This window comes from Thiocapsa marina 5811, assembly GCF_000223985.1.
In the GTDB taxonomy this organism is placed as follows: domain Bacteria; phylum Pseudomonadota; class Gammaproteobacteria; order Chromatiales; family Chromatiaceae; genus Thiocapsa; species Thiocapsa marina.
Genome location: NZ_AFWV01000003.1, coordinates 305,470 through 324,377 on the forward strand (window position 1 = coordinate 305,470; position 18,908 = coordinate 324,377).

General features: G+C 65.9%; 17 protein-coding genes. 7 read left to right on the top strand and 10 right to left on the bottom strand.

The window, feature by feature from the left end; genetic code table 11:
• Complete coding sequence (locus THIMADRAFT_RS05815) at nt 1–3,222, bottom strand: DEAD/DEAH box helicase (RefSeq protein WP_007192052.1); 3,222 nt, start codon at nt 3,220–3,222, stop codon at nt 1–3.
• 198 nt (nt 3,223–3,420) lie between these two features.
• Entirely contained in the window at nt 3,421–3,852 is a 432-nt protein-coding gene (locus tag THIMADRAFT_RS05825) for a CBS domain-containing protein (protein WP_007192053.1), read from the bottom strand.
• 247 nt (nt 3,853–4,099) lie between these two features.
• Here THIMADRAFT_RS05825 and THIMADRAFT_RS05830 point away from each other — a divergent pair, with 247 nt between their 5' ends.
• Nucleotides 4,100–5,929, top strand: a complete 1,830-nt coding sequence (locus tag THIMADRAFT_RS05830; protein WP_007192054.1) for an ABC transporter transmembrane domain-containing protein — start codon at nt 4,100–4,102, stop codon at nt 5,927–5,929.
• A gap of 53 nt (nt 5,930–5,982) precedes the next feature.
• Here THIMADRAFT_RS05830 and THIMADRAFT_RS05835 read toward each other — a convergent pair whose 3' ends face one another.
• The gene (locus THIMADRAFT_RS05835; RefSeq protein WP_007192055.1) at nt 5,983–7,692 is read right to left on the bottom strand and encodes a Na/Pi cotransporter family protein; all 1,710 of its coding nucleotides are present in this window, start codon (nt 7,690–7,692) and stop codon (nt 5,983–5,985) included.
• Nucleotides 7,689–9,245: a metallophosphoesterase family protein gene (locus tag THIMADRAFT_RS05840; RefSeq protein WP_007192056.1), complete on the bottom strand. Its 1,557-nt coding sequence runs from the start codon at nt 9,243–9,245 to the stop codon at nt 7,689–7,691. Before THIMADRAFT_RS05840 ends, THIMADRAFT_RS05835 begins: the two co-directional genes overlap by 4 nt.
• A gap of 202 nt (nt 9,246–9,447) precedes the next feature.
• Between THIMADRAFT_RS05840 and THIMADRAFT_RS05845 the strand changes: the two genes are divergently transcribed.
• Nucleotides 9,448–10,872, top strand: a complete 1,425-nt coding sequence (locus THIMADRAFT_RS05845) for a methyl-accepting chemotaxis protein (protein WP_007192057.1) — start codon at nt 9,448–9,450, stop codon at nt 10,870–10,872.
• Between the two features lie 145 nt (nt 10,873–11,017).
• On the opposite strand, the gene THIMADRAFT_RS05850 is transcribed toward THIMADRAFT_RS05845, so the two are convergent.
• A complete protein-coding gene (locus tag THIMADRAFT_RS05850) occupies nt 11,018–11,392 on the bottom strand; it encodes a hypothetical protein (protein WP_007192058.1) in 375 nt (124 codons plus the stop codon).
• Between the two features lie 125 nt (nt 11,393–11,517).
• Complete coding sequence (locus THIMADRAFT_RS05855; protein ID WP_007192059.1) at nt 11,518–12,231, bottom strand: SDR family oxidoreductase; 714 nt, start codon at nt 12,229–12,231, stop codon at nt 11,518–11,520.
• 278 nt (nt 12,232–12,509) lie between these two features.
• Here THIMADRAFT_RS05855 and lapB point away from each other — a divergent pair, with 278 nt between their 5' ends.
• The 4 genes from lapB to galU all read left to right on the top strand — a co-directional run bounded on the left by lapB (nt 12,510) and on the right by galU (nt 15,543).
• Entirely contained in the window at nt 12,510–13,712 is a 1,203-nt protein-coding gene (lapB, locus tag THIMADRAFT_RS05860; protein WP_007192060.1) for a lipopolysaccharide assembly protein LapB, read from the top strand.
• On the top strand, nt 13,693–13,875 hold the full coding sequence (locus THIMADRAFT_RS05865; RefSeq protein WP_007192061.1) for a hypothetical protein: 183 nt from the start codon (nt 13,693–13,695) through the stop codon (nt 13,873–13,875). The genes lapB and THIMADRAFT_RS05865 overlap by 20 nt, the downstream gene beginning before the upstream one ends.
• A complete protein-coding gene (gene pyrF / locus THIMADRAFT_RS05870) occupies nt 13,872–14,570 on the top strand; it encodes an orotidine-5'-phosphate decarboxylase (RefSeq protein ID WP_007192062.1) in 699 nt (232 codons plus the stop codon). Before THIMADRAFT_RS05865 ends, pyrF begins: the two co-directional genes overlap by 4 nt.
• A gap of 97 nt (nt 14,571–14,667) precedes the next feature.
• Nucleotides 14,668–15,543: a UTP--glucose-1-phosphate uridylyltransferase GalU gene (gene galU, locus THIMADRAFT_RS05875; protein WP_007192063.1), complete on the top strand. Its 876-nt coding sequence runs from the start codon at nt 14,668–14,670 to the stop codon at nt 15,541–15,543.
• Nucleotides 15,544–15,637: 94 nt separating this feature from the next.
• On the opposite strand, the gene THIMADRAFT_RS05880 is transcribed toward galU, so the two are convergent.
• From THIMADRAFT_RS05880 to THIMADRAFT_RS05895, 4 genes are all read right to left on the bottom strand, one after another.
• The gene (locus THIMADRAFT_RS05880; protein WP_040729876.1) at nt 15,638–16,177 is read right to left on the bottom strand and encodes a YaeQ family protein; all 540 of its coding nucleotides are present in this window, start codon (nt 16,175–16,177) and stop codon (nt 15,638–15,640) included.
• The gene (gene gluQRS, locus THIMADRAFT_RS05885) at nt 16,065–17,165 is read right to left on the bottom strand and encodes a tRNA glutamyl-Q(34) synthetase GluQRS (protein ID WP_007192065.1); all 1,101 of its coding nucleotides are present in this window, start codon (nt 17,163–17,165) and stop codon (nt 16,065–16,067) included. The genes THIMADRAFT_RS05880 and gluQRS overlap by 113 nt, the downstream gene beginning before the upstream one ends.
• Before the next feature lie 37 nt (nt 17,166–17,202).
• Nucleotides 17,203–17,637, bottom strand: coding sequence for an RNA polymerase-binding protein DksA (gene dksA, locus THIMADRAFT_RS05890; RefSeq protein WP_007192066.1), 435 nt, complete (start codon nt 17,635–17,637; stop codon nt 17,203–17,205).
• 150 nt (nt 17,638–17,787) lie between these two features.
• Nucleotides 17,788–18,486, bottom strand: a complete 699-nt coding sequence (locus tag THIMADRAFT_RS05895; RefSeq protein WP_007192067.1) for a cytochrome b/b6 domain-containing protein — start codon at nt 18,484–18,486, stop codon at nt 17,788–17,790.
• Nucleotides 18,487–18,726: 240 nt separating this feature from the next.
• Here THIMADRAFT_RS05895 and THIMADRAFT_RS05900 point away from each other — a divergent pair, with 240 nt between their 5' ends.
• The gene (locus tag THIMADRAFT_RS05900; RefSeq protein WP_007192069.1) at nt 18,727–18,906 is read left to right on the top strand and encodes a PA3496 family putative envelope integrity protein; all 180 of its coding nucleotides are present in this window, start codon (nt 18,727–18,729) and stop codon (nt 18,904–18,906) included.
• Nucleotides 18,907–18,908: the final 2 nt, after the last annotated feature.

Consider the following 18,908-nt stretch of genomic DNA (forward strand, 5'->3'; position numbering starts at 1 on the left):
TCAGCCCATCACCGCCTGGCGATTGAGGCGGATCAAGTCCTTGAAGCGGTCGTTGTCGAGTTGCGTCAGCCAGGACTCGTCGCTGCCGACGATGGCCCCGGCCAGCGCCTTTTTGTCCTGGATCATGGCGTCGATGCGCTCTTCCAGCGTGCCGATCGTGACGAACTTGTGCACGAACACGGTCTTTTGCTGGCCGATGCGGTAGGCGCGATCGCTCGCTTGGTCCTCCACCGCCGGGTTCCACCAGCGGTCGAAGTGGAATACATGGTTGGCGCGGGTCAAGGTGATGCCGACGCCGCCGGCCTTCAGCGAGAGCACGAACACCGACGGCTCGCCGTCCGGGTCTTGGAAGGCGTCGATCATCTGCTCGCGCCGGGCGCGCGAGGTGCCGCCGTGCAGATAGTAGGTGTTGTAATGGCTGTCGCGCCGCAGCGTGCGTTCGAGCTGCTCGCCGATCTCGGTGAACTGCGAGAAGATCAGCACGCTGTCGCCCTCGGCCATGGCCTCTTCGAGCATCGCGTGCAGGCGTTCGAGCTTGTGCGAGCGCGCGGCGGTGAAGGCGCTGCCGTCTTGCAGGAACTGTGCAGGATGGTTGCAGATCTGCTTCAGGCGCGTCAGCGTGGAGAGCATCAGGCCCTGACGTTCGATGCCGGTCTTCTCTTCGAGCTGCTGCTCGACGTCGCGCACCACCGATTCGTACAGCGCCGCTTGCTCGCGGCTGAGATTGCAGTAGGCGATGGCCTCGAGCTTGTCCGGTAGGTCGGCGATGATGGACTTGTCTGTCTTCACGCGGCGCAGGATGAAAGGCTCCACCAGGCGCTTGAGGGTCGCGGTCTGCACCGGATCGTTGTCGCGCTGCACGGGCAGCTCGAAGCGTTTGCGAAAGCGTGGCTGGGTGTCGAGATAGCCGGGATTGACGAAGTTGAAGATCGACCAGAGGTCGGTGAGCCGGTTCTCGACCGGGGTGCCGGTCAGGGCGAGCCGATGCCGGGCTTGGAGCTTGCACACGGCGCGGGTCTGGTCGGCCTTCGGGTTTTTGATGTTCTGCGCCTCGTCGAGCACCAGGCGGTGCCAGTCCACACCGGCGAGCAGCTTTTGGTCGCGCCTCACCAGGGCGTAAGAGGTGATGATGAGGTCGTGCTTAGCGGCCTGGGCTTGGAACGCCTTGGTGTCCTGCTCGCGTTTCGCGCCGTGATGAATCCAGGTGCTTAAGCCCGGCGCGAAGCGCTCGACCTCTTTCTGCCAGTTGCCGATGACCGAGGTCGGCGCGACCAACAGGGTCGGCGCGATCCGGTCCGCTCCGGCCCGTTCCTGCACCAGTCGTGCGATGACCTGCATGGTCTTGCCCAGACCCATGTCGTCGGCCAGGCAGCCGTTCAGCCCCAGCTCCTCCAGGAACCCGATCCAGGCCAGGCCGCGTTTTTGGTAGTCGCGCAGGTCGGCGTGCAGACCCGCCGGGTTATCGACCGGCTGCAGCCGACTCTGGTCGCGCAATCGCTCCAGCATCGCGGCCAGGGCGTGCTCCGGGTCGACCTCGAAGGCGTCGTCCTCGGCGGTGCGTTGCAGGATCTCCTGCAGGCTCATGCTCGGCATCTCGCCGCCGTGCTCGCGCCAGAAGGCGAGCATCTCCTGCATCTTCTCGCGGTCCAGCTCGACCCATTGGCCGCGGAAGCGCACCAGCGGTGTTTTGGCCTCGACCAGTTGTTGCCATTCCTCGGAGGTCAGGGTCTGATCACCGATGGCCAGCTCGTAGCGGTACTGGATCAGGTTGGACAGGTTGACGTGGCCCGCGCCGGGGCTGCTGCCTGTGCTTGCGCCTGCCTTGCCTGTGGACGGGCGCAGCCGCAGCTTGACGCGCTGGCGGCCTTTGGGTGTCCACCAGGCCGGCACGATGATGCTGTAGCCGGCGTCTTCCAGCACCCAGGCGGCCTCCTTCAGGAAGCTGAAGGCGCTGTCCAGGTCCAACGCCACGGACTGCGGCTCGGCGTTGTCGAGCCCGCCCCAAAGCATCGGCACCATCCGCGCGGCAAGGCCGAGATTCAGCAGCAGGACCTGCTCGAAGTCGGCGCCGAAGCGGGATCGGTGCGCGGCCCGTTGTGATGGCGATGCGGCCCAGTAGTCCGCCAGCGCCAAACGGTGCGACGGATCGTCTGTGGCGATGGCGACGAAGTGCAGGTGCCACGTGTCTTCATCGCCGCTCTGATGGCCGATGTGGTCGCTGTCTCGGTCGCCGGCATCGTCCGTCGACGGTTCCGCGAGCTGAAAGCCCAAGCGGAAGGCCGCGTTGCGTTCGCTGCCGAGGATGCGCTCTCGCCACGCCAGCCACTGGCGCAGCATCTCCGGTCCGGCCGCCGGGTTCTGCGCGGACGGTGTCCAGCGGGCAGCGGCCGGCGTGGGCGCCAGGCAGGGCGCGATGAGGGTCTCATCGACGCGCTTGTGGAACGCAGCGGGCCACTTGGTCTGTCGAATCAGTTGGTCGAGGAGGACGTCGGCGCAGTGCCGTAGAAGACTGGTGGATTCGAACCACTGTTGGCCGTGCCCATGCGGACCCGTATCCCGGCCGGAGCCGAGCCGGGCATCGAGGCCGGCGCCGCAGGCCGCGGGCATGCGCTGGGCCGCCGACGCGATCAGCGGGTCCTCATGGCCCGCTGCCCACTGCCAAGCACCGAAGAGCTCGGGCGCAGGCGCTTTGCGTTTGCCTTTCGGCGTCGGCGGTTGACGATAACGCAACGCCGGCAGGTATTGATCGCGCAGCAGCCGTTGCTTCAATTCCTGCGTGAACCAGTACCAGAAGAGGACGTCGCTGCCGGGCTCCAGGTCGTCGAACCCGAAGGCGGCCAGGTAGTGAATGTCGCCGAGCTGCTTGATGGGCCGCTCGAGCGGGATCGTATCCACCTCCCAGGTCCGCAGCGTCGCGCCGGCAACGTCCACCGGTTCCGGTAGGGCTCTGGCGAGCTCGGGGCAAGGCAATGGCCTCGCGCCTTGGCTCGGCAAACGCACCAAGCTCGGGGTCGGGTTGAGGACCGTCGTTCCGCTCGCGAGCCCGAGACCCTCGAGCAGTGCCGGCCAGTCCGATCGCGGCAATTGGCTGGGGTGCCGGACCGATGTCGGTTCCGGGTCGTCCGGATCGGCCGGGTCGGTTTCGCACCACAGGCGCAAGGTTCCCGACTGAACAAAGTCGGGGTTTGTCTCCGGAAGCCAGAACGCGTGCAGGATCCTCATGCCCGCTATTGCAGCTTTCGCCGTCCTTCAAGTCAATCGACGCGAGCGTCCCGATCGAGGACACTGTCCAAGCCAATGACAGCGGCGAGGAGAAGGGTTCGGCGTCGGCCACTTGGACGCGGGCCAGCGGCGACAACCCGACCGGCTTGCCGAACCGGCGCGCGCATCGATTCGGCCGCGGGTTTCGAGGTCCGGATATCAGCCGCTGCTGATATAGTGCTCGAGCTGCTCGATGATGAATTTGTGCTCCGATACGATGGACTTGATCAGATCGCCGATCGAGATGAGGCCGATGACCTTGCCGTCGGCGATGACCGGGAGATGGCGTACACGCTTCTCCGTCATCAGGGCCATCGCCTCTTCAAGGGTCTGCTCCGGTTGGGTGCAGACCACGCGCTCGGTCATGACGTCGCTTACCAGCGTCTCTTTGGACGTCCGTCCCCTCAAGATCACGCTGCGCGCGTAGTCGCGCTCCGAGATCAGACCGATCATTGCGCCGTCGTCCATGACCAAAAGTGCGCCGATCTGCTTCTCGGCCATGAGCACGAGTGCGTCGTAGACGCTTGCATCGGGGCCGATCGACCAAACCTGCGAGCCTTTGTCGCCGAGCAGTTGTTGGATCGTCTTCATCGTCTCTTCGAGCTCCCTTGGTGGTGGGGAATCGACTCCTGCTGTGTTGTCGGCGTTCCCTGCCCGGGCCCGATCACGGTCGCCGACCGCGACTCGGTTCCCCCGAGGTTAGCAGAGGGTTAACCGATGGTCCTAGTCGGAATCGGAGGGCGGGGCCGAGCCGAGCGTTCCGGTCGGGCCCGTCGGGGCGCCGAATCCTTTGACATCGAGCGGAGAACCCCGCTGTCGTCCCAACGAGATCAGACCTATGCGAGAGCAAGCCGTCACCCCCAACGATCGTCCCGGTACCCGTAACCTTGGAGCCTTGCGGCGGCTCCTTGGTTTCACCCGGCCCTATGGCTGGCAGCTCGCGGGGGCGCTTGTGGCACTCTTCGTCGGTGCCGGTTCGGTGCTCGCCTTCGGACAGGTGATTCGCACCCTGGTGGATTCGGGCCTGACCAGCGGCTCGACGCAGGCGTTGAATCAGGCGTTGATGCTGTTTCTCACCGTCGTTCTCGCGACCGGCATCGCCGTGGGTCTGCGCAGCTATCTGCTTAATTGGATCGGCGAGCGGGTGGTCGCGGATATCCGCAAGAGTGTCTTCGATCGGGTGTTGTCGCTCGATGTCGGCTTCTTCGAGACGACGCGGGTCGGCGAGGTGATCTCGCGTCTGACCAGCGACACGGCCTTGCTGCAGGTCGTGGTCGGCTCGACCCTGGCGATGGTGCTGCGCACCGGCCTGTTGATGATCGGCGGCATCGTCATGCTCGCGATCACCAGCCCGGCCCTGACCGGTTTGGTCCTGCTCGGGGTGCCCTTCGTGATCCTCCCGGCCTGGCTCTTGGGGTATCGGGTGCGACGTCTCTCGCGCGCCAGCCAGGACCGGATCGCCGACGTCGGGGCCTATGTCGACGAGGTGATCCACGGGATTCGCACGGTGCAGGCCTGCTGTCACGAGCCGATCGATCGCGAGCGCTACGGCACGCAGGTGGAATCCGCCTTCGAGGTCGCGGCGCGGCGCTCCCAAACCAGCGCCTTGCTGGCCGCGGTGTCGACCCTGCTGACCTTCGGCGCCATCGGAGTGGTGCTCTGGGTCGGCGGCCGGCAGGTCTTGGCCGGCGCCATCAGCGGGGGGGAGCTCTCGGCCTTTCTCTTCTACGCCGTGGTGGTCGCCGGGTCCGTCGGCTCCTTGAGCGAGCTGATGGGTCAGTTGCTGCGCGGCGCGGGTGCGAGCGAGCGCCTGATGGAGTTGTTGGAGTCCGAGCCGAGTATTCGCACACCGCCCGATCCGCAGGCGTTGCCGGAGCCGGCACGCGGGCGCGTCGAGTTCGATGCGGTCCGCTTTGTTTATCCGGCCCGCCCGGATACCCCGGCACTCGATCGTCTCGATCTGGTCATCGAGCCCGGCGAGCGGGTGGCGCTGGTCGGTCCCTCCGGCGCCGGTAAATCCACGCTCTTTCAACTGCTGCTGCGCTTCTACGATCCGGTCGCCGGCGCGGTGCGGTTCGACGGGGTGGATCTGCGCGATCTCGCGCCCGCCGAGCTGCGTCGCCACATGTCGCTCGTCCCGCAGGATCCGGTCATCTTCGGGGCGAATGCGTGGGAGAACATCCGTTACGGTCTTGTCGATGCGAGCGACGCGGATGTCCGCCGTGCCGCCGAGGCCGCCCACGCGGCCGAGTTTCTAGACCGGTTACCGCAGGGTTTCGACACCTTCCTGGGCGAGCGCGGGGTCAGGCTCTCGGGCGGCGAGCGTCAGCGCATCGCCATTGCACGCACGGTGCTGCGCAATCCGGTCCTGCTGTTGCTCGACGAGGCGACCAGTGCCCTGGATGCCGAGAGCGAGCGGCTGGTGCAGGAGGCGTTGGAGCATCTCATGCAGGGTCGCACCAGTATCGTCATCGCCCATCGGCTGGCGACCGTACGCACGGCCGACCGCATCCTGGTCCTGGATCAGGGTCGCATCGTTGCGAGCGGGCGCCACGAGGAGTTGATGGCCGAGGATGGGCTCTATGCGCGGCTGGCGTCGTTGCAGTTCCAGGATGCGGGGGCTGTTCCGGCCCAGGCACCGCCTGCATTGCGTCTTGCGCTGCCTTGACGGGGCGGTCGCGCGTTTGGGATCCGTAATCAGGCGAGACGCAACCGCTCGCGTCAAGAGACATTCTCATCCTCGTCGGTCTCGACCGTCTTGGCCATCCGTTTGGCGAAGTAGTAGATCCGCTTGAGCTTCTCGATGATGTCGATCTCGATCGTGTAGGCGGGGATGCGATTCGGCTCTTCAGCGACGAGGCGTTGTGCTTGGTGGATGGCCGCGGAGTCGGCGATATGTTGGATCTCCTGTTTCATGGAGGTCACGGTGCGTGCGGCCATCTCGTTGTTCTGCGCGACGGCCTGGACCGCGGCGGCGACCGAGCGTGTCACGATGCGGTGAAAGCCCATGAGGATCTGGCGGGTCGGCGCGCTGATGGAGACACCCGCATCGATGCGCTCGCGTCCGAGCACGATCAGGTTGGTTTCCACGACGTCGCCGATGTTCTCCAGGTCGTTGACCGCAGCCATCAACCGCATCAGGGTTCCGGTTTGCTTCTCGGTGAGCGACAGACGGCTGATCTTGCCCAAATAGGTGATGATCTGGGCGTGCAGGGTGTCGACGTCGTTGTCCATCAGCTCGATCTCGCGCAGCGTACGGCGATTGCCGCTGAGGATCGCCGGCATGATGCGCGCCATCATCTTGTCCACGCACTCGCCCATGTGCAGGACCTCCAGGCGCACGCGGTCGAGCGCCAATGATGGCGTGGAGATCAACTCGTCGTCCAAGTACTTTGCGCGCACCGCAAGAGGTTCCGCGCTCGGGGGCTTATCCGGAACCAGCCACTGCACGAGGCGCGCAAACTGCGTGGTCAGGCCGATGAAGAGAAGTGTATTGGCGACATTGAACAAGGTATGCGCATTGGCGATCTGCCGGGGGACCTCGGCGGCGAGTCGCGCGGTTCCCGACAAACCGGAATGGGACGGCGAGATCAGCTGAGTGAAGGCCGACAGCTGCCCGATGAAGCCGACCCAAATCAAGACGCCGCAGACGTTGAAGATGACGTGCACCAAGGCGGCGCGCAGCGCGTCGCGCGGTTTCCCGATGGCCGCCAGCAGCGCGGTGACGCAGGTGCCGATATTGGCCCCGAGGGCGAGCGCGATCCCGGTGGGGAGATTGATCAGCCCCTGGCTCGCCATGACGATCGCGATGCCCATGGTGGCGGCGGAGGATTGGATCACCCCGGTGAAGACGGCGGCGACGAGGATGCCGATCGCCGGATTCTCGAGCCGCCGGACAAAGTCCAGGAAGGGCTCGTAGGTCCGCAACGGCCCCATCGCGTCGCTCATGATGCTCATGCCGAAGAAGACCAGGCCCAAGCCCATGAGGATGCCGCCGTATTGGCGAATCGCCTCCTGCGCGGAGATGAATTGCATCATGAAGCCGATGCCGATCATCAGGAGCGCCGCCTCCGTGATCTGAAAGGCGATCAGCTGTGCAGTCACCGTGGAGCCGATGTTGGCGCCCATGATGACGCCGACGGATTGACTCAGGGTCATGAGTCCGGCACTGATGAAACCCACCACCAGGACCGTCGTGACCGAAGAGGAGTTAATCACGGCCGTCACGAAGGCGCCGGTGATGGCGCCCATGAAGCGGTTGGCGGTCAGCTTGGCCAGGATGTCCTTCATCCGCTCTCCGGCGACCGCCTTGAGCGCCTCGGCCATCTGGTCCATGCCGTAGAGAAAGAGTGCGAGACCGCCGAAGAGGCTCATCGCCATCGCCCACCAGTGGATCGCCGGGGTCATCGCCTGGGCGACCTCGGGGGTCATCGCGGCACCTCGTGCGGAGCGTCTTTCGGCTGAGTCGGGGTCGGGTCAACGGGGCTCGTGAGCTGTCGATTCGGTGGCAATCCGTCACCTGCCGTGCGGGCCAGCCGGTTGTAGACCTCCAAAAGGGGCTCGGCCGGGTAGCGAAGCGGGAGCAACCGCTTATGGGCGCGCGTGAGGGTGCCGACCCAGTGCGGATCGGCACTGAATACCCGCCGAAGCTGCTCGATCTCCTCGCTGTCCCGCGCGCGATGCTCGGCCGAATGCGGCGGGCGACCCCCGAGCACGCACACGGCGTTTTCTCCCAGGCCGAGGCGTCGGAGCATGCGGTTCAGATCGCGCCGTCCGTAGGTGCCGCTCGGGGTGGGCTCCGAGGGATGCCGGACCCGAGCGAGGCGATCGGCCAGCTCCGGATGGCGGTCGATATCCACGAGCGTCTGCCATCCCTCCGCATCGATCGGCGGTGCCGCGTGCGCGGCGAGATAACGCGAGGTGACGGCCACCAAGGGCAGGCGGGCATAGAATCGCTGCATGGCATCCCGATAGCCCGGTCCCCGTGTTTGGTGCAGTGCATCCTCCCAAAGCGACCCTTGCGGCAATCCGGCATGGCTGATTGCCTCGGAAAAGCTGTCGTGATGGCCCCGCAGATAGAAGACCCGCTCGGGAAATCGCAGCTTGAGCCGAAAGATCAGATCCATCATCAGGACGGAGCTGTCCATCTCGGCCGCGTGCTCGGGTCGATCCGGATGTACGGCACTTCCCAGGATGATCAGGATGGCGCTGCCCTCTTCGAGTGCCTGAAGAAAGGCGTTCTGAGTCAAGATGACGAGCAGGTTGTCGATGCGCGCGCGCAGATCGCCGACGAAGACGGGGGTCGCGCGATCGGGCAGGATCAAAAGGCCGCCGGGCTGACCGAGATGATTGAGCGCGCGGTAGGGCTCCTGATCCATCACCGCGATCACCTGCTCGATCAGGTCCAGGGCGGGCGCGCGTGCCAAAGGCTCGATCGGTCCGCCGAGCACCCGGACCAGACGGGCAAGGTTGAGGCTGCGCCAACGCGACATGCGTTCAATGAGATCGGTCGCGGTCAGCGGGGCGATGCAGACACCGGCCGACGTGGATTTGTTCTTGATGGCCAGTGCGTCGCTCGAGAGCTTGAGCCGAAGATGCCGCGGCTCGACCGCGCGCGGGTAGCGCAGCAGCAGTCGTTGCGTCGGGTCGTCGCGTCCCAGGGTCAGGGTATCGCCCTCGCTCAGTCGGATGAATCCGCTGATGTCGGAAAAATAGGTCATGGGGTCGATCAGGAGATAACTGCCGCGGTGCTCGAAGCGGCCTTCGGCATCGAGCACCGGTTCAGGATACAGGTGGAGCCGATAACCCTGCTCGCCGCCGAGGAGGATCTGCAGGGGCAGCGCAGGAGGCGGGAGCTTGAGCGTCGACCTGCCCAAACGCAGCGAGCCTCGCAGGTCGAGGTCGGCGCACGGATCGGCCCGGTGGACCAGACCGCGAAAGTGTCTGAGAAAGCCTTTACGCTTGGCGTGGCCGGGATCCGACATGGGCTGTTTCGTTGATCCTCCGGGCTTGATTGAGGGCGGCGGTTCGCTCGATGCCGCAAGCGTCGCATTCCGGCCGATGGGCTTCAACCTCGATCCGGCAGCGTGCTCGATGGTCGGCAGGTGTGGCCGATTACGGTAAGCTGGCGGTCTCTCGGTTGAGAGACGAGTGGATCGGCCGGCCGTATCAGGCACGGGAGGCAGGGTGAGCAGGCTCGCGAGCAGATTGCGTATCGGTGAGAAGATCGGGCTGGGATTCGGGCTGGTGATCCTGATCTTTCTCGGGGTCATCGTCCATGAACAGCTGGAATTGGCGCGCCTGAGCGCGGACTACGAGCGTCTCCACGCGCTCTACGGCGCGCGTCAGTCTTACGCTTTCGGCATCGAGCGACGCCTCGGCGCCATGCGCGCAGCTCAGTCCGAGTTTCTCGTGACCCGAAATCTCGATGCGGTTGCGCAAGTGGCGCGCGCAGCGGTTGCCTTGGATGCCGAAGCCGCCGGGCTCGCGCGTCTCGACGCGCCCTCGCAGCATGCCGCGACCGAGATCCGCACGCTGATTGCTGATTATCTCGGGAGCTTCGAAGCGGTCGTCGAGGCCTGGCGGATCAACGGACTCGACGAGAAAAGCGGACTGCAGGGCGCGTTTCGCCGGACCGCACACGAGCTGGAGGCGTTGGCCGGATCCTCGGCGGGATCGGGCGAGGAGGTGACGGGCCTCGAGATCGCAATTCTCCAGCTGCGGCGGCGCGAGAAGGATTATCTGCTGCGCGGCGATGCGAGCTATGTCGCGATCGTGAACGACATCCTGACCGAGACCGCCGAGCGCGTTGCAAGGGCTCCGATCGGCGAACCCGAGCGCGAGGCGTTGACCGAGCGCCTCGCGGCATACCGGCGCGATTTTAATGCCCTGGTCGAGCAGGATCGCCGCATCGAGGGGCTCGAAGAGGCCATGGGCATTGCCGCCGGGCGGATCACGCCGCTGGTCGAGGAGAACCTTGAGGAAGCCAGTCGGCTGATGACGTCGATGACCGATGCGATCGCGGAGCAGGCGGCTGCGCGGGCGCGGATCAACCTGTTGATCGCGTTCGGGGCAACCCTGCTCGGCGCGGCCTTTGCCGTCATGATCACCTCGAGGATCGTCCGCCCGGTGCGCAAGATCGCCGGGCTGCTCGACCGCATGATCACCGAAACGCCGCGCGAGCGCATCCCGACGGTGCCCGGTGCGCGCGACGAGATCGACGCCATGGCTGCTTCGCTCAATGTGTTGGCCGATCACAAATCGACCTTCGTGAACTGGTGGCGCAGTGCGATGCGCGAGGCGGTGGCCCTGCGAGATCTGCATGCCGCCGGCGAGACGAGCGATCGGTCACCCGCGTTGGCGGAGCTGCGCATGGCAGTCGACGCGCGACTCGAGTGCATCCTGGCCGTTTGCGCCGGGCTCGAGCGCAACAGCGCCATCGTCCAAGACCTTGTCGCGTCCCTTCCGCAATCCGGAGCCACCCTGTCCTCGGGTGACGTGAAGCGGCTCAAGGAGGCTGCGGCCGGCGTGTCGGTCGTTTCGCAGATCCTTCAAGCCGAGTCCGGCCATTCGGCGGATCGCCGAGAGGATGCCGCACCGGGCGCGGTGTAGATCCGGCGGTCGCGGCCGTCACCCGCGAGTGCGGTGCCGGATGACCGAGATCGTCAACCGAGTCAGACCCTTGCCGGCGGCACGAAGCGGTCGACCGCCGGCTTTGGGTTCGAGGGTCGCCGCGAGCCGGATGCGGCGCGGCGCCTCACGGAAGTGCTTCGATGGCCTGCATCTTTTCGTCGTAGAGTGCCCGAAGCTCTGCGGGGAGCTCCGAGTCCTTCACACCGGCACACCCGCCGTTGGCGTTGAGCACCGCCAAGAATTCACGCTGGAGTCGTTCTTGGACCTTTCGATAATTGCGCTCCGGAAACACGTCGTCCTGGACCCTGAGCACGGTCATGCGCATGCGGCTCGCGAGCAGCTTGTTGAGGTTCTCGGTGCGACGGTTGGAGCCGTCACGACGGCAGCGGGCGTGATAGAGATCCAATGCGTAGGCGGCCTCGACCGCTTCGATCAACAGTGTCTCGGTCGCTTCGTCCAATTCCGCGGCGACGGCGCTTTGGATGCCGAGGCCCGTCACGAGGCATATCGTCAATGCCCAGCGGCGCAGCGGGCGCCTTCGGCCATTCGGTCCTCTCGCTCCGTTGCCCGGTCGGCCGTGGCGGATCCTGCTTTGTCCTGTCGGTTGAAGAGACACGGCTTGTCTTAACTCCGACCGTAGACGGGTACCGCTGCACCGGTTACGCAGCGTGCCGCATCCGAGGCCAAAAAGAGGATGACGTCGGCGAGAGCATCCAAAGGAACCCATGCGTCGTGCTCCGCGTCGGGCATCGCCGAGCGGTTTTCCGGGGTGTCGAGGGTTCCGGGCAGAATACAGTTGACGGTGATCCCGCGATCTTTGAGCTCCTCGGAGAGGCTCTCGGTCAGGGTGATAACGGCGGCCTTGGAGGCGCAGTAGGGGGCCATGTGCCCGGCACCCCGAACGGCCGCTCTGGCTGAAATGTTCACGATGCGACCGCCGGCCCTGTCCGGGATCTCGGGTATCGCCGCCCGGCAGCAGTTGAAGACCGTGCGTAGGTTCAAGTCCATCAGAGAGTTCCACTGCTCGTCGGTCGTCTCGTGCAGGGCCGGACCCATGGCGAAGCCGCCGGCGATATTGGCAAGGACATGAATGGCGCCGAAGCGCTTCTTGACGGCGGCGATCGTGTCCGCCACCGCGGCGGGATCCAAGAGGTCGGCTGCGAAGACGGCGGAATCGCAGCCCTCGGGCAGCGCATTGCGCGCCGACTGCAGGGCGTCGGGGTTCAGGTCGATCAGGGCGAGTCGTGCGCCTCGGCGGGCGAAGGCGCGTGCCGTTGCGCGGCCCAGATTCCCCGCGGCGCCGGTGACGACAACGGTTTTCCCGGTGAATTCCTGCACGCTCGTGACTCCTGGTGGTTGTGCCGACTGTTCGGGGCGCCCGCCGGCTTCGCGCTCCTACCCGGAGGTTGGGGCCGGCAACGGGATGCCCAACCCGGGTGCGCTTGACCGATCGCCCGTCGGCTCGGCGCGGGGAAGCTCGGCTTCCTCATGCGGGGCGGGCGGGTTGCCTGTATCATCCCGGGTGTGAGCAGTCTACCCGAACCAGCATATCAAAGCGGTCGCCGTTGCGTCCTCGGCGGCAAGCTGCCTGTCCTGCCGCGTTGTCGGTGGCGCCGGTGATCGAGCTGTTGTTTCTACTTCTGCCCGTGGCTGCGGCCTCCGGGTGGTGGGTCGCGCGCCGCGGCATGCCGGCACGACGCATTCGGCGGTCGCCACCCCACCCCGCGTTTCTGCGGGGCCTGAATTATCTCGTCGAAGAGCAGCCGGATAAGGCCATCGACATGTTCCTCGAGCTTGTCGAGGTCGACGGGGAGACTGTCGAGACCCATCTCGCGCTCGGCAGTCTCTTCCGGCGTCGCGGCGAGGTCGACCGGGCGATTCGCATTCACCAGAATCTGATCGCGCGCAAGAATCTCGCGGCCGAGCAACGCGGGGATGCCCTCTTCGAGCTCGGTCAGGACTACATGCGCGCAGGCTTGTTGGACCGCGCCGAATGTCTCTTTCAGGAGCTGGTCGGGCTTGGTCTGCACCGCCGGCGCGCGCTCCAGAGTCTGCGCGAGCTCTACGAGCAGGAGCGCGACTGGGCGCGCTGCCTGGAGGTCGCCGAGATGCTCGAGCCGGCGAGCGACCCGTCCATCAAGGTTGCGATCGGCCAGTACCACTGCGAGCTTGCCGAGGATGCCCGGCGCTGCGGCGACGCGGCGCGTGCGACGGTCCAGCTGAGCCTGGCTCGCGAGGCCGATCCGGAGTGTGTCCGAGCCACGATACTGGAGGGTCGGGCCGCATTGGAGGACGGCGCACCGCAGCGCGCCCTTGCGCACTTCATGCATGTGGCGGAGCAGCGCGCATCCTATGCCCCGGAGATCCTGCCCGAGCTGATCGACGCCTTGCGCCGGCTCGGGCGCGATGATGTGCCGGCGGTTCTCGAGGATCTGGCGCAGCGGCATTCCAGCTCGGCACTGACGCTCGGCCTCTGCGATGTCGTCGCCCAAAGCCGCGGGACGGAGGCCGCCATGGATCTACTGACCCATTATCTCTCCCGGCATGCGGATTTGGCGGCGCTGGAGCGTCTCTTCGAGCTTCAGGTCGCGGAGCCGTCGCAGGGGCAGGGTTTGAGCGTCGAGCGGATGCGTGTCGCCTTGGATGTGACGCGGCATTTGCTCGCGCGGCAGGCGGCCTATCGCTGCGAGCACTGCGGGTTCGAGGCGCGCTCGCTGCATTGGCAGTGTCCGAGCTGCCGATCCTGGGGGAGTGTCGTTCCCGTTCAGCCCGAGCCGATCGTCGGAGAGGAGGTCTTGCATGAACGACGACTCGCCTGACCCCGTCGTGGTCGGGCACGCATCCAAACCGGCCATCCTGGTCTCGGCGCGCGCGCTCTGCGCCTCTCGCGTCGGCCGCGGCTGTTTGAACGACGCGCTGCCGTCGGCTCGGGGAAACAACCGCGGCCGAAACATTGACGATGCACACGAGGACCGGGCGTGATACCAGCCAAACGCATTATCGTCGCGCTCGATTTCGCGACCGAGTCCCAAGCCCTTGCGTTGGTCGAGCGCCTCGATCCGACGCGCTGCCGGCTGAAGGTCGGCAAGGAGCTGTTCACGCGATGCGGCCCGGCCTTCGTCGAGGTGTTGCAGTCTCGGGGATTCGAGGTCTTTCTCGATTTGAAATTTCACGATATTCCCAATACGGTTGCCGGGGCGTGTGCCGCGGCGGCGGATCTCGGGGTCTGGATGGTGAACCTGCACATCTCGGGCGGGGCCCGGATGATCGAGGCTGCGCGCACGCGACTGGATGCCGTGTCGACTCCGCCCTTGCTGATCGGCGTGACCCTGCTCACCAGCCTGAGCCGGGAGGATCTGGGCGCGGTCGGGTGTCCAGGCGAGCCGAGCGAGCGGGTGCTCGCACTCGCCGCGCTCGGGCACGCGGCGGGTCTCGACGGCGTGGTCTGCTCGCCCTTGGAGGCGGCCGCGGTCCGCGCGGCGCAGGGCCCTGATTTTCGTCTGGTCACGCCGGGTGTTAGGCCGGCCGGCGCCGCGCTCGGTGATCAGGTGCGTGTCATGACGCCGCGGGATGCCCTCGCAGCCGGTGCCGATGACCTGGTCATCGGGCGTCCGATCACCGCGGCGAGCGATCCCTTGGCTGCCTTGCGGGCCATCGAGGATTCGCTTATGGCCTGATGTGCTCCCGATCCCGGCATGACCTTTCTCAACCGCGCATCTCGGCGCTCGTCCGAGGTGCTCGCTTACATTGATCGATCCCGAAGGAGAAGATGCGATGGCGAAGATTCGAAAGGCAGTGTTTCCCGTTGCCGGACTCGGGACCCGGTTCCTTCCGGCCACCAAGGCGAGCCCCAAGGAGATGATGTCGATCGTCGACAAGCCGCTGATCCAGTATGCGGCGGAGGAAGCGGAGGACGCCGGTGCCACTCAACTGGTCTTTATTACCGGGCGCAACAAGCGCTCGATCGAAGATCATTTCGACAAGGCCTACGAGCTCGAGGCCGAGCTCAAGAGCGCGGGCAAGCTGCAACTCCTGGACATCGTTCAGAACGTCATGCCGCCGAGCGTGACCTGTATCTACGTGCGCCAAGCCGAGGCGCTCGGTCTCGGGCACGCCGTCCTTTGCGCCAAGTCCGTCGTGGGGGATGAGCCCTTTGCCGTCTTGCTGGCCGACGACCTGATCCGCTCGCAAGGCAAGGGTGTGGTCGAGCAGATGGCCGAGGTTTACGAGCGTTTCGGTTGCAGCGTGCTGAGTGTTCAGGAGGTCCCGCGCGAGGAGACCAACAAATACGGCATCGTGAAGGTCGAGCCCGGCCCGGACGGAGAGCTGCGGGTCGTGGGGATCGTGGAGAAGCCGGCACCGGCCGATGCGCCATCGAATCTCGCGGTCGTCGGGCGCTATTTGCTGACGCCCAAGATCTTCGAGAAGCTCGAGCAGACCCGGGAAGGTGCGGGCGGGGAGATCCAGTTGACCGACGCCATCGCCGCCCTCCTCGAGGACGAGCCGGTGATCGCCTACCCCTTCCAGGGCAAGCGTTACGATTGCGGCAGCAAGCTCGGCTATCTCCAGGCCAACGTCGAGTTCGGTTTGGCGCACCCGGAGGTCGGGGAGCGCTTCTCGGCCTATCTGCGGGCCTTCGGGCAAGAGTAGGATCGCGACGGGCCGGCAGCCGGGCTGTCGGCTCCGAGCTGCCGAGGCCGATCCCATCCGAAAACACCGTATAGCGCGCCGGGCGCGGTTTCGTTCAGACCTGGCGCAGACGCGGAATCAGGCCGACCGTCTCCCGCCCATTGCCGATCCAAACCTCGCCCCCGTCGATGGTGCACTGCAGATCCATCGAGCGCTCCGCCAAGCGGCTTAGGGCCTGGCTCTCGTCGCTGCTCAAATCGATAATTCGAAGGTTGCGAAGGCGCTCCAGCGCGGCGCTGTTGTGCTGCCACCAAAGATCCGCCGCGCGTCCGGCGTAGGTGATCACCGTCACTTCGCGCGCGCGACCGCTCGCTTTGCGCAGACGCCGCTCGTCGGGTTGGCCCACCTCGATCCAGCGCTCGATCTCCCCGCCGAGGCTGCGTTGCCACAGGTCCGGCTCGTCGTCCGCGCTCAGCCCCTTGGTGAAGGTCAGCTGCGGGTCGGCATGCAGGGCGAAGGCGAGTAGCCTCACCATCATCCGCTCATCGGTTTCCGAGGGATGCCGGGCCAGCGTCAGGGTATGGCTCTCGTAATAATGCCGGTCCATGTCGCTGATCTGGACCTGCGCTCTGAAGACGGTCGCTTTGAGGGCCATTGGAGGGTCTCGGGGTGAAGGTGTGCGCCGAGGGCTCGCGAGCCCGCGGCGATGAGCCGTTCGGGCATACGACCGCAGTCTTGGACGGGACGCGCGCGATCCGCCATTCGGGGATGGCCCACGACCAGAAGGCATCGAGGTGGAGATCCGCGGGCGCCGGGATTTGTCCCAACAAGGCCCAAGCCGCGCGCAAGGCCGGCAGCGGGTCGCGTGCGTCGACCGGTGCGGCCGCCAGTGATTTGCTGAGCTTCCGGCCGTTCGCGTCCAAGACCAGGGGGACATGCGCGTAGCCGGGTCGGCTGAATCCCAACGCGCGTTGCAGCAGGATCTGGCGGGGCGTCGAGAGCAGCAGGTCCGCGCCGCGGACCACCCGAGTGATGCCTTGAAGGGCATCGTCGACAACAACGGCGAGTTGGTAGGCGTGGATGCCGTCGGCGCGCCGCAAAACGAAGTCTCCGACCGCGTCGTCGACCCTTTGCTCCTGTTGCCCCTGGATTCCGTCTTCGAAGACGATCGCGCCTGCAGGGGTGCGGAAGCGCTCGGTACGTGCGCTCCGACCGAGCGCGAGACCGGCGCGGCAGGTGCCGGGGTAAACCGGTCCCTCGAGTCCGGATCGGCCGGCTCGGGCAACCTCGGCGCGGCTGCACCCGCACGGATAGGTCAGACCCCGAGCCTGAAGGGTGTCGAGAGCATCTCGGTAGGCATCTGTTCGGCGGCTTTGGTAGGCCACGCCTTCGTCCCACTCGAACCCGAGCGCGCTCAGGGTGCGAAGGATCAGGTCTGCCGCCCCGGGGACCTCGCGCGTGCGGTCGAGGTCTTCCATGCGGAGCAGCCAGATGCCTCGGTTGGCGCGGGCGTCCGCATAGCTGGCCATGGCCGCGAGGAGCGAGCCGAAATGGAGCGGACCCGTCGGGGACGGCGCGAAACGGCCTCGATAAGCAGAGTGCCCGGGAACGCCGTTCGGACCCGGGTCAGAGCGGTCGCGCATCGCTCTCACGCGCGAGGGTCGGGTCCCGTGCAATCGCTCATCCGCGCTGCCGTTCGCGGATCTCGTCAAGCGTCTTGCAGTCGATGCAGAGCGTGGCGGTCGGCCGCGCCTCGAGACGGCGGATGCCGATCTCCACCCCGCATGCCTCGCAGAAGCCGTATTCGTGATCGTCGATCCGACCGAGCGCCTCGTCGATCTTCTTGATCAGCTTGCGCTCGCGATCGCGGGTGCGCAGCTCCAGGCTGAACTCGGACTCCTGCGTAGCACGATCGTTGGGGTCGGGGAAGTTGGTGGCCTCGTCCTGCATGTGGTGTACGGTACGGTCGACCTCTTCCATGAGCGACGTCCTCCAGGCGAGGAGGATCTCGCGAAAATGCGCCTCCTGCTCCGGACTCATGTAGTCCTCGTCCTTGCCCTGGTGGTAGGGCTCGAATTCGGCGGTGCTGGCTTGAGTGGCGTTCGCTTCGGCCATGAATGTACTCCCGAAGGCTCTTGTCGTGGATGGCATGCGCCCGATACGGTCGGCCGGGCCTGCCGCGAAAAACACGCTTAAGTACCAGAACATCGGTCGCCGGGCAACTCAATCGGCGGCGGCGGGCGTGACTTCGCGCGTCCAACCGCGTTACCACGTCGGGATGCTGCCGGGTGGAGGAGGCGGCGGAGGCGGCGGAAGCAGCCCGCCGTCGGCGATCCACACCGCGGCGAAGGCAATGGCCAAGGCCGCGAGGAAGGCGATCCAGCCGCCTCCGGTCGCCGGTTGCGCCGCCGTGTTCGAGACGCGCTTGCGGCCATGGATCATGGGACGGATGAGATCGTCCTTGCGCAGCAGCGTGTAAAAGAGAACCGCACAGACGTGGAGTGCGACGAGCCCGCCGATCAACCAGATGTTCTGGCGATGCAGCCCGGTCAGCCAGTTGCTGGTCGCTTTGGAGACCAGGTCGTAGAGGGGGCCCGTGAAGGCGATATCGTCGTTGGTCATGAGGCCGCTGATCGACTGAAACAGCAGCAGGCCGATCAATGCGAGCACGGAAAGGGCCGCCAAAGGGCTGTGCCCGAGCCCTTGCCAGCGACCGCGCAGATAGTCGATGACCTCGCCCGGTCCACGCACGAAGTGCCCGAATCGCGCATAGGTCGATCCCAGGACGCCCCAGGCGAGGCGAAAAGCCAGCAGGCCCAGGATCACAAGCCCGATACGCCCGTGCCAAACCATCAGATTCCCGCCTTGCAGGCCGGTCACGAACGCCGCCGTGACGAGCAACACAAGGAACCAATGAAAGAGGCGGGTCGGTAGGTCCCAGATCAGGATCGCTCGCTCGTTCAAGGTCAGGTCTCCTTTCTCTTCGAGTCGATTTGGTGTCGGCCGAGTATCTTGAGGCCCGCGATGGTTCAGGGCAACTCGATCGGCATCGGCATCGACGCCTCGCTCGGTTTGCCGGGCACGACGCGACCCGGTTCGAGGGAGGAGTCGATCACGGAGCAAACAACAGCTTGACGCTGAGCCGTCTTTCGATTAAAGAGCGGCGAAGATTCCTTTGCGATTGTGTGACCCGAGGTAGCGGAGATGATGGACAACGAAAGCAGTTACGGCGAGGAGGCCAACGAGCGTGTGCCGTCGATGACCGGCCCGGATTCACGCGCCCCTGCGGCGAATCTGGCGGTGCGTCGTCGCATCGAGCACATGCGTGAGATCAAACGGCTTCGCGAGCTTCTCGACGACCCCGAGTTCGACGAGCTGGGCTGAGC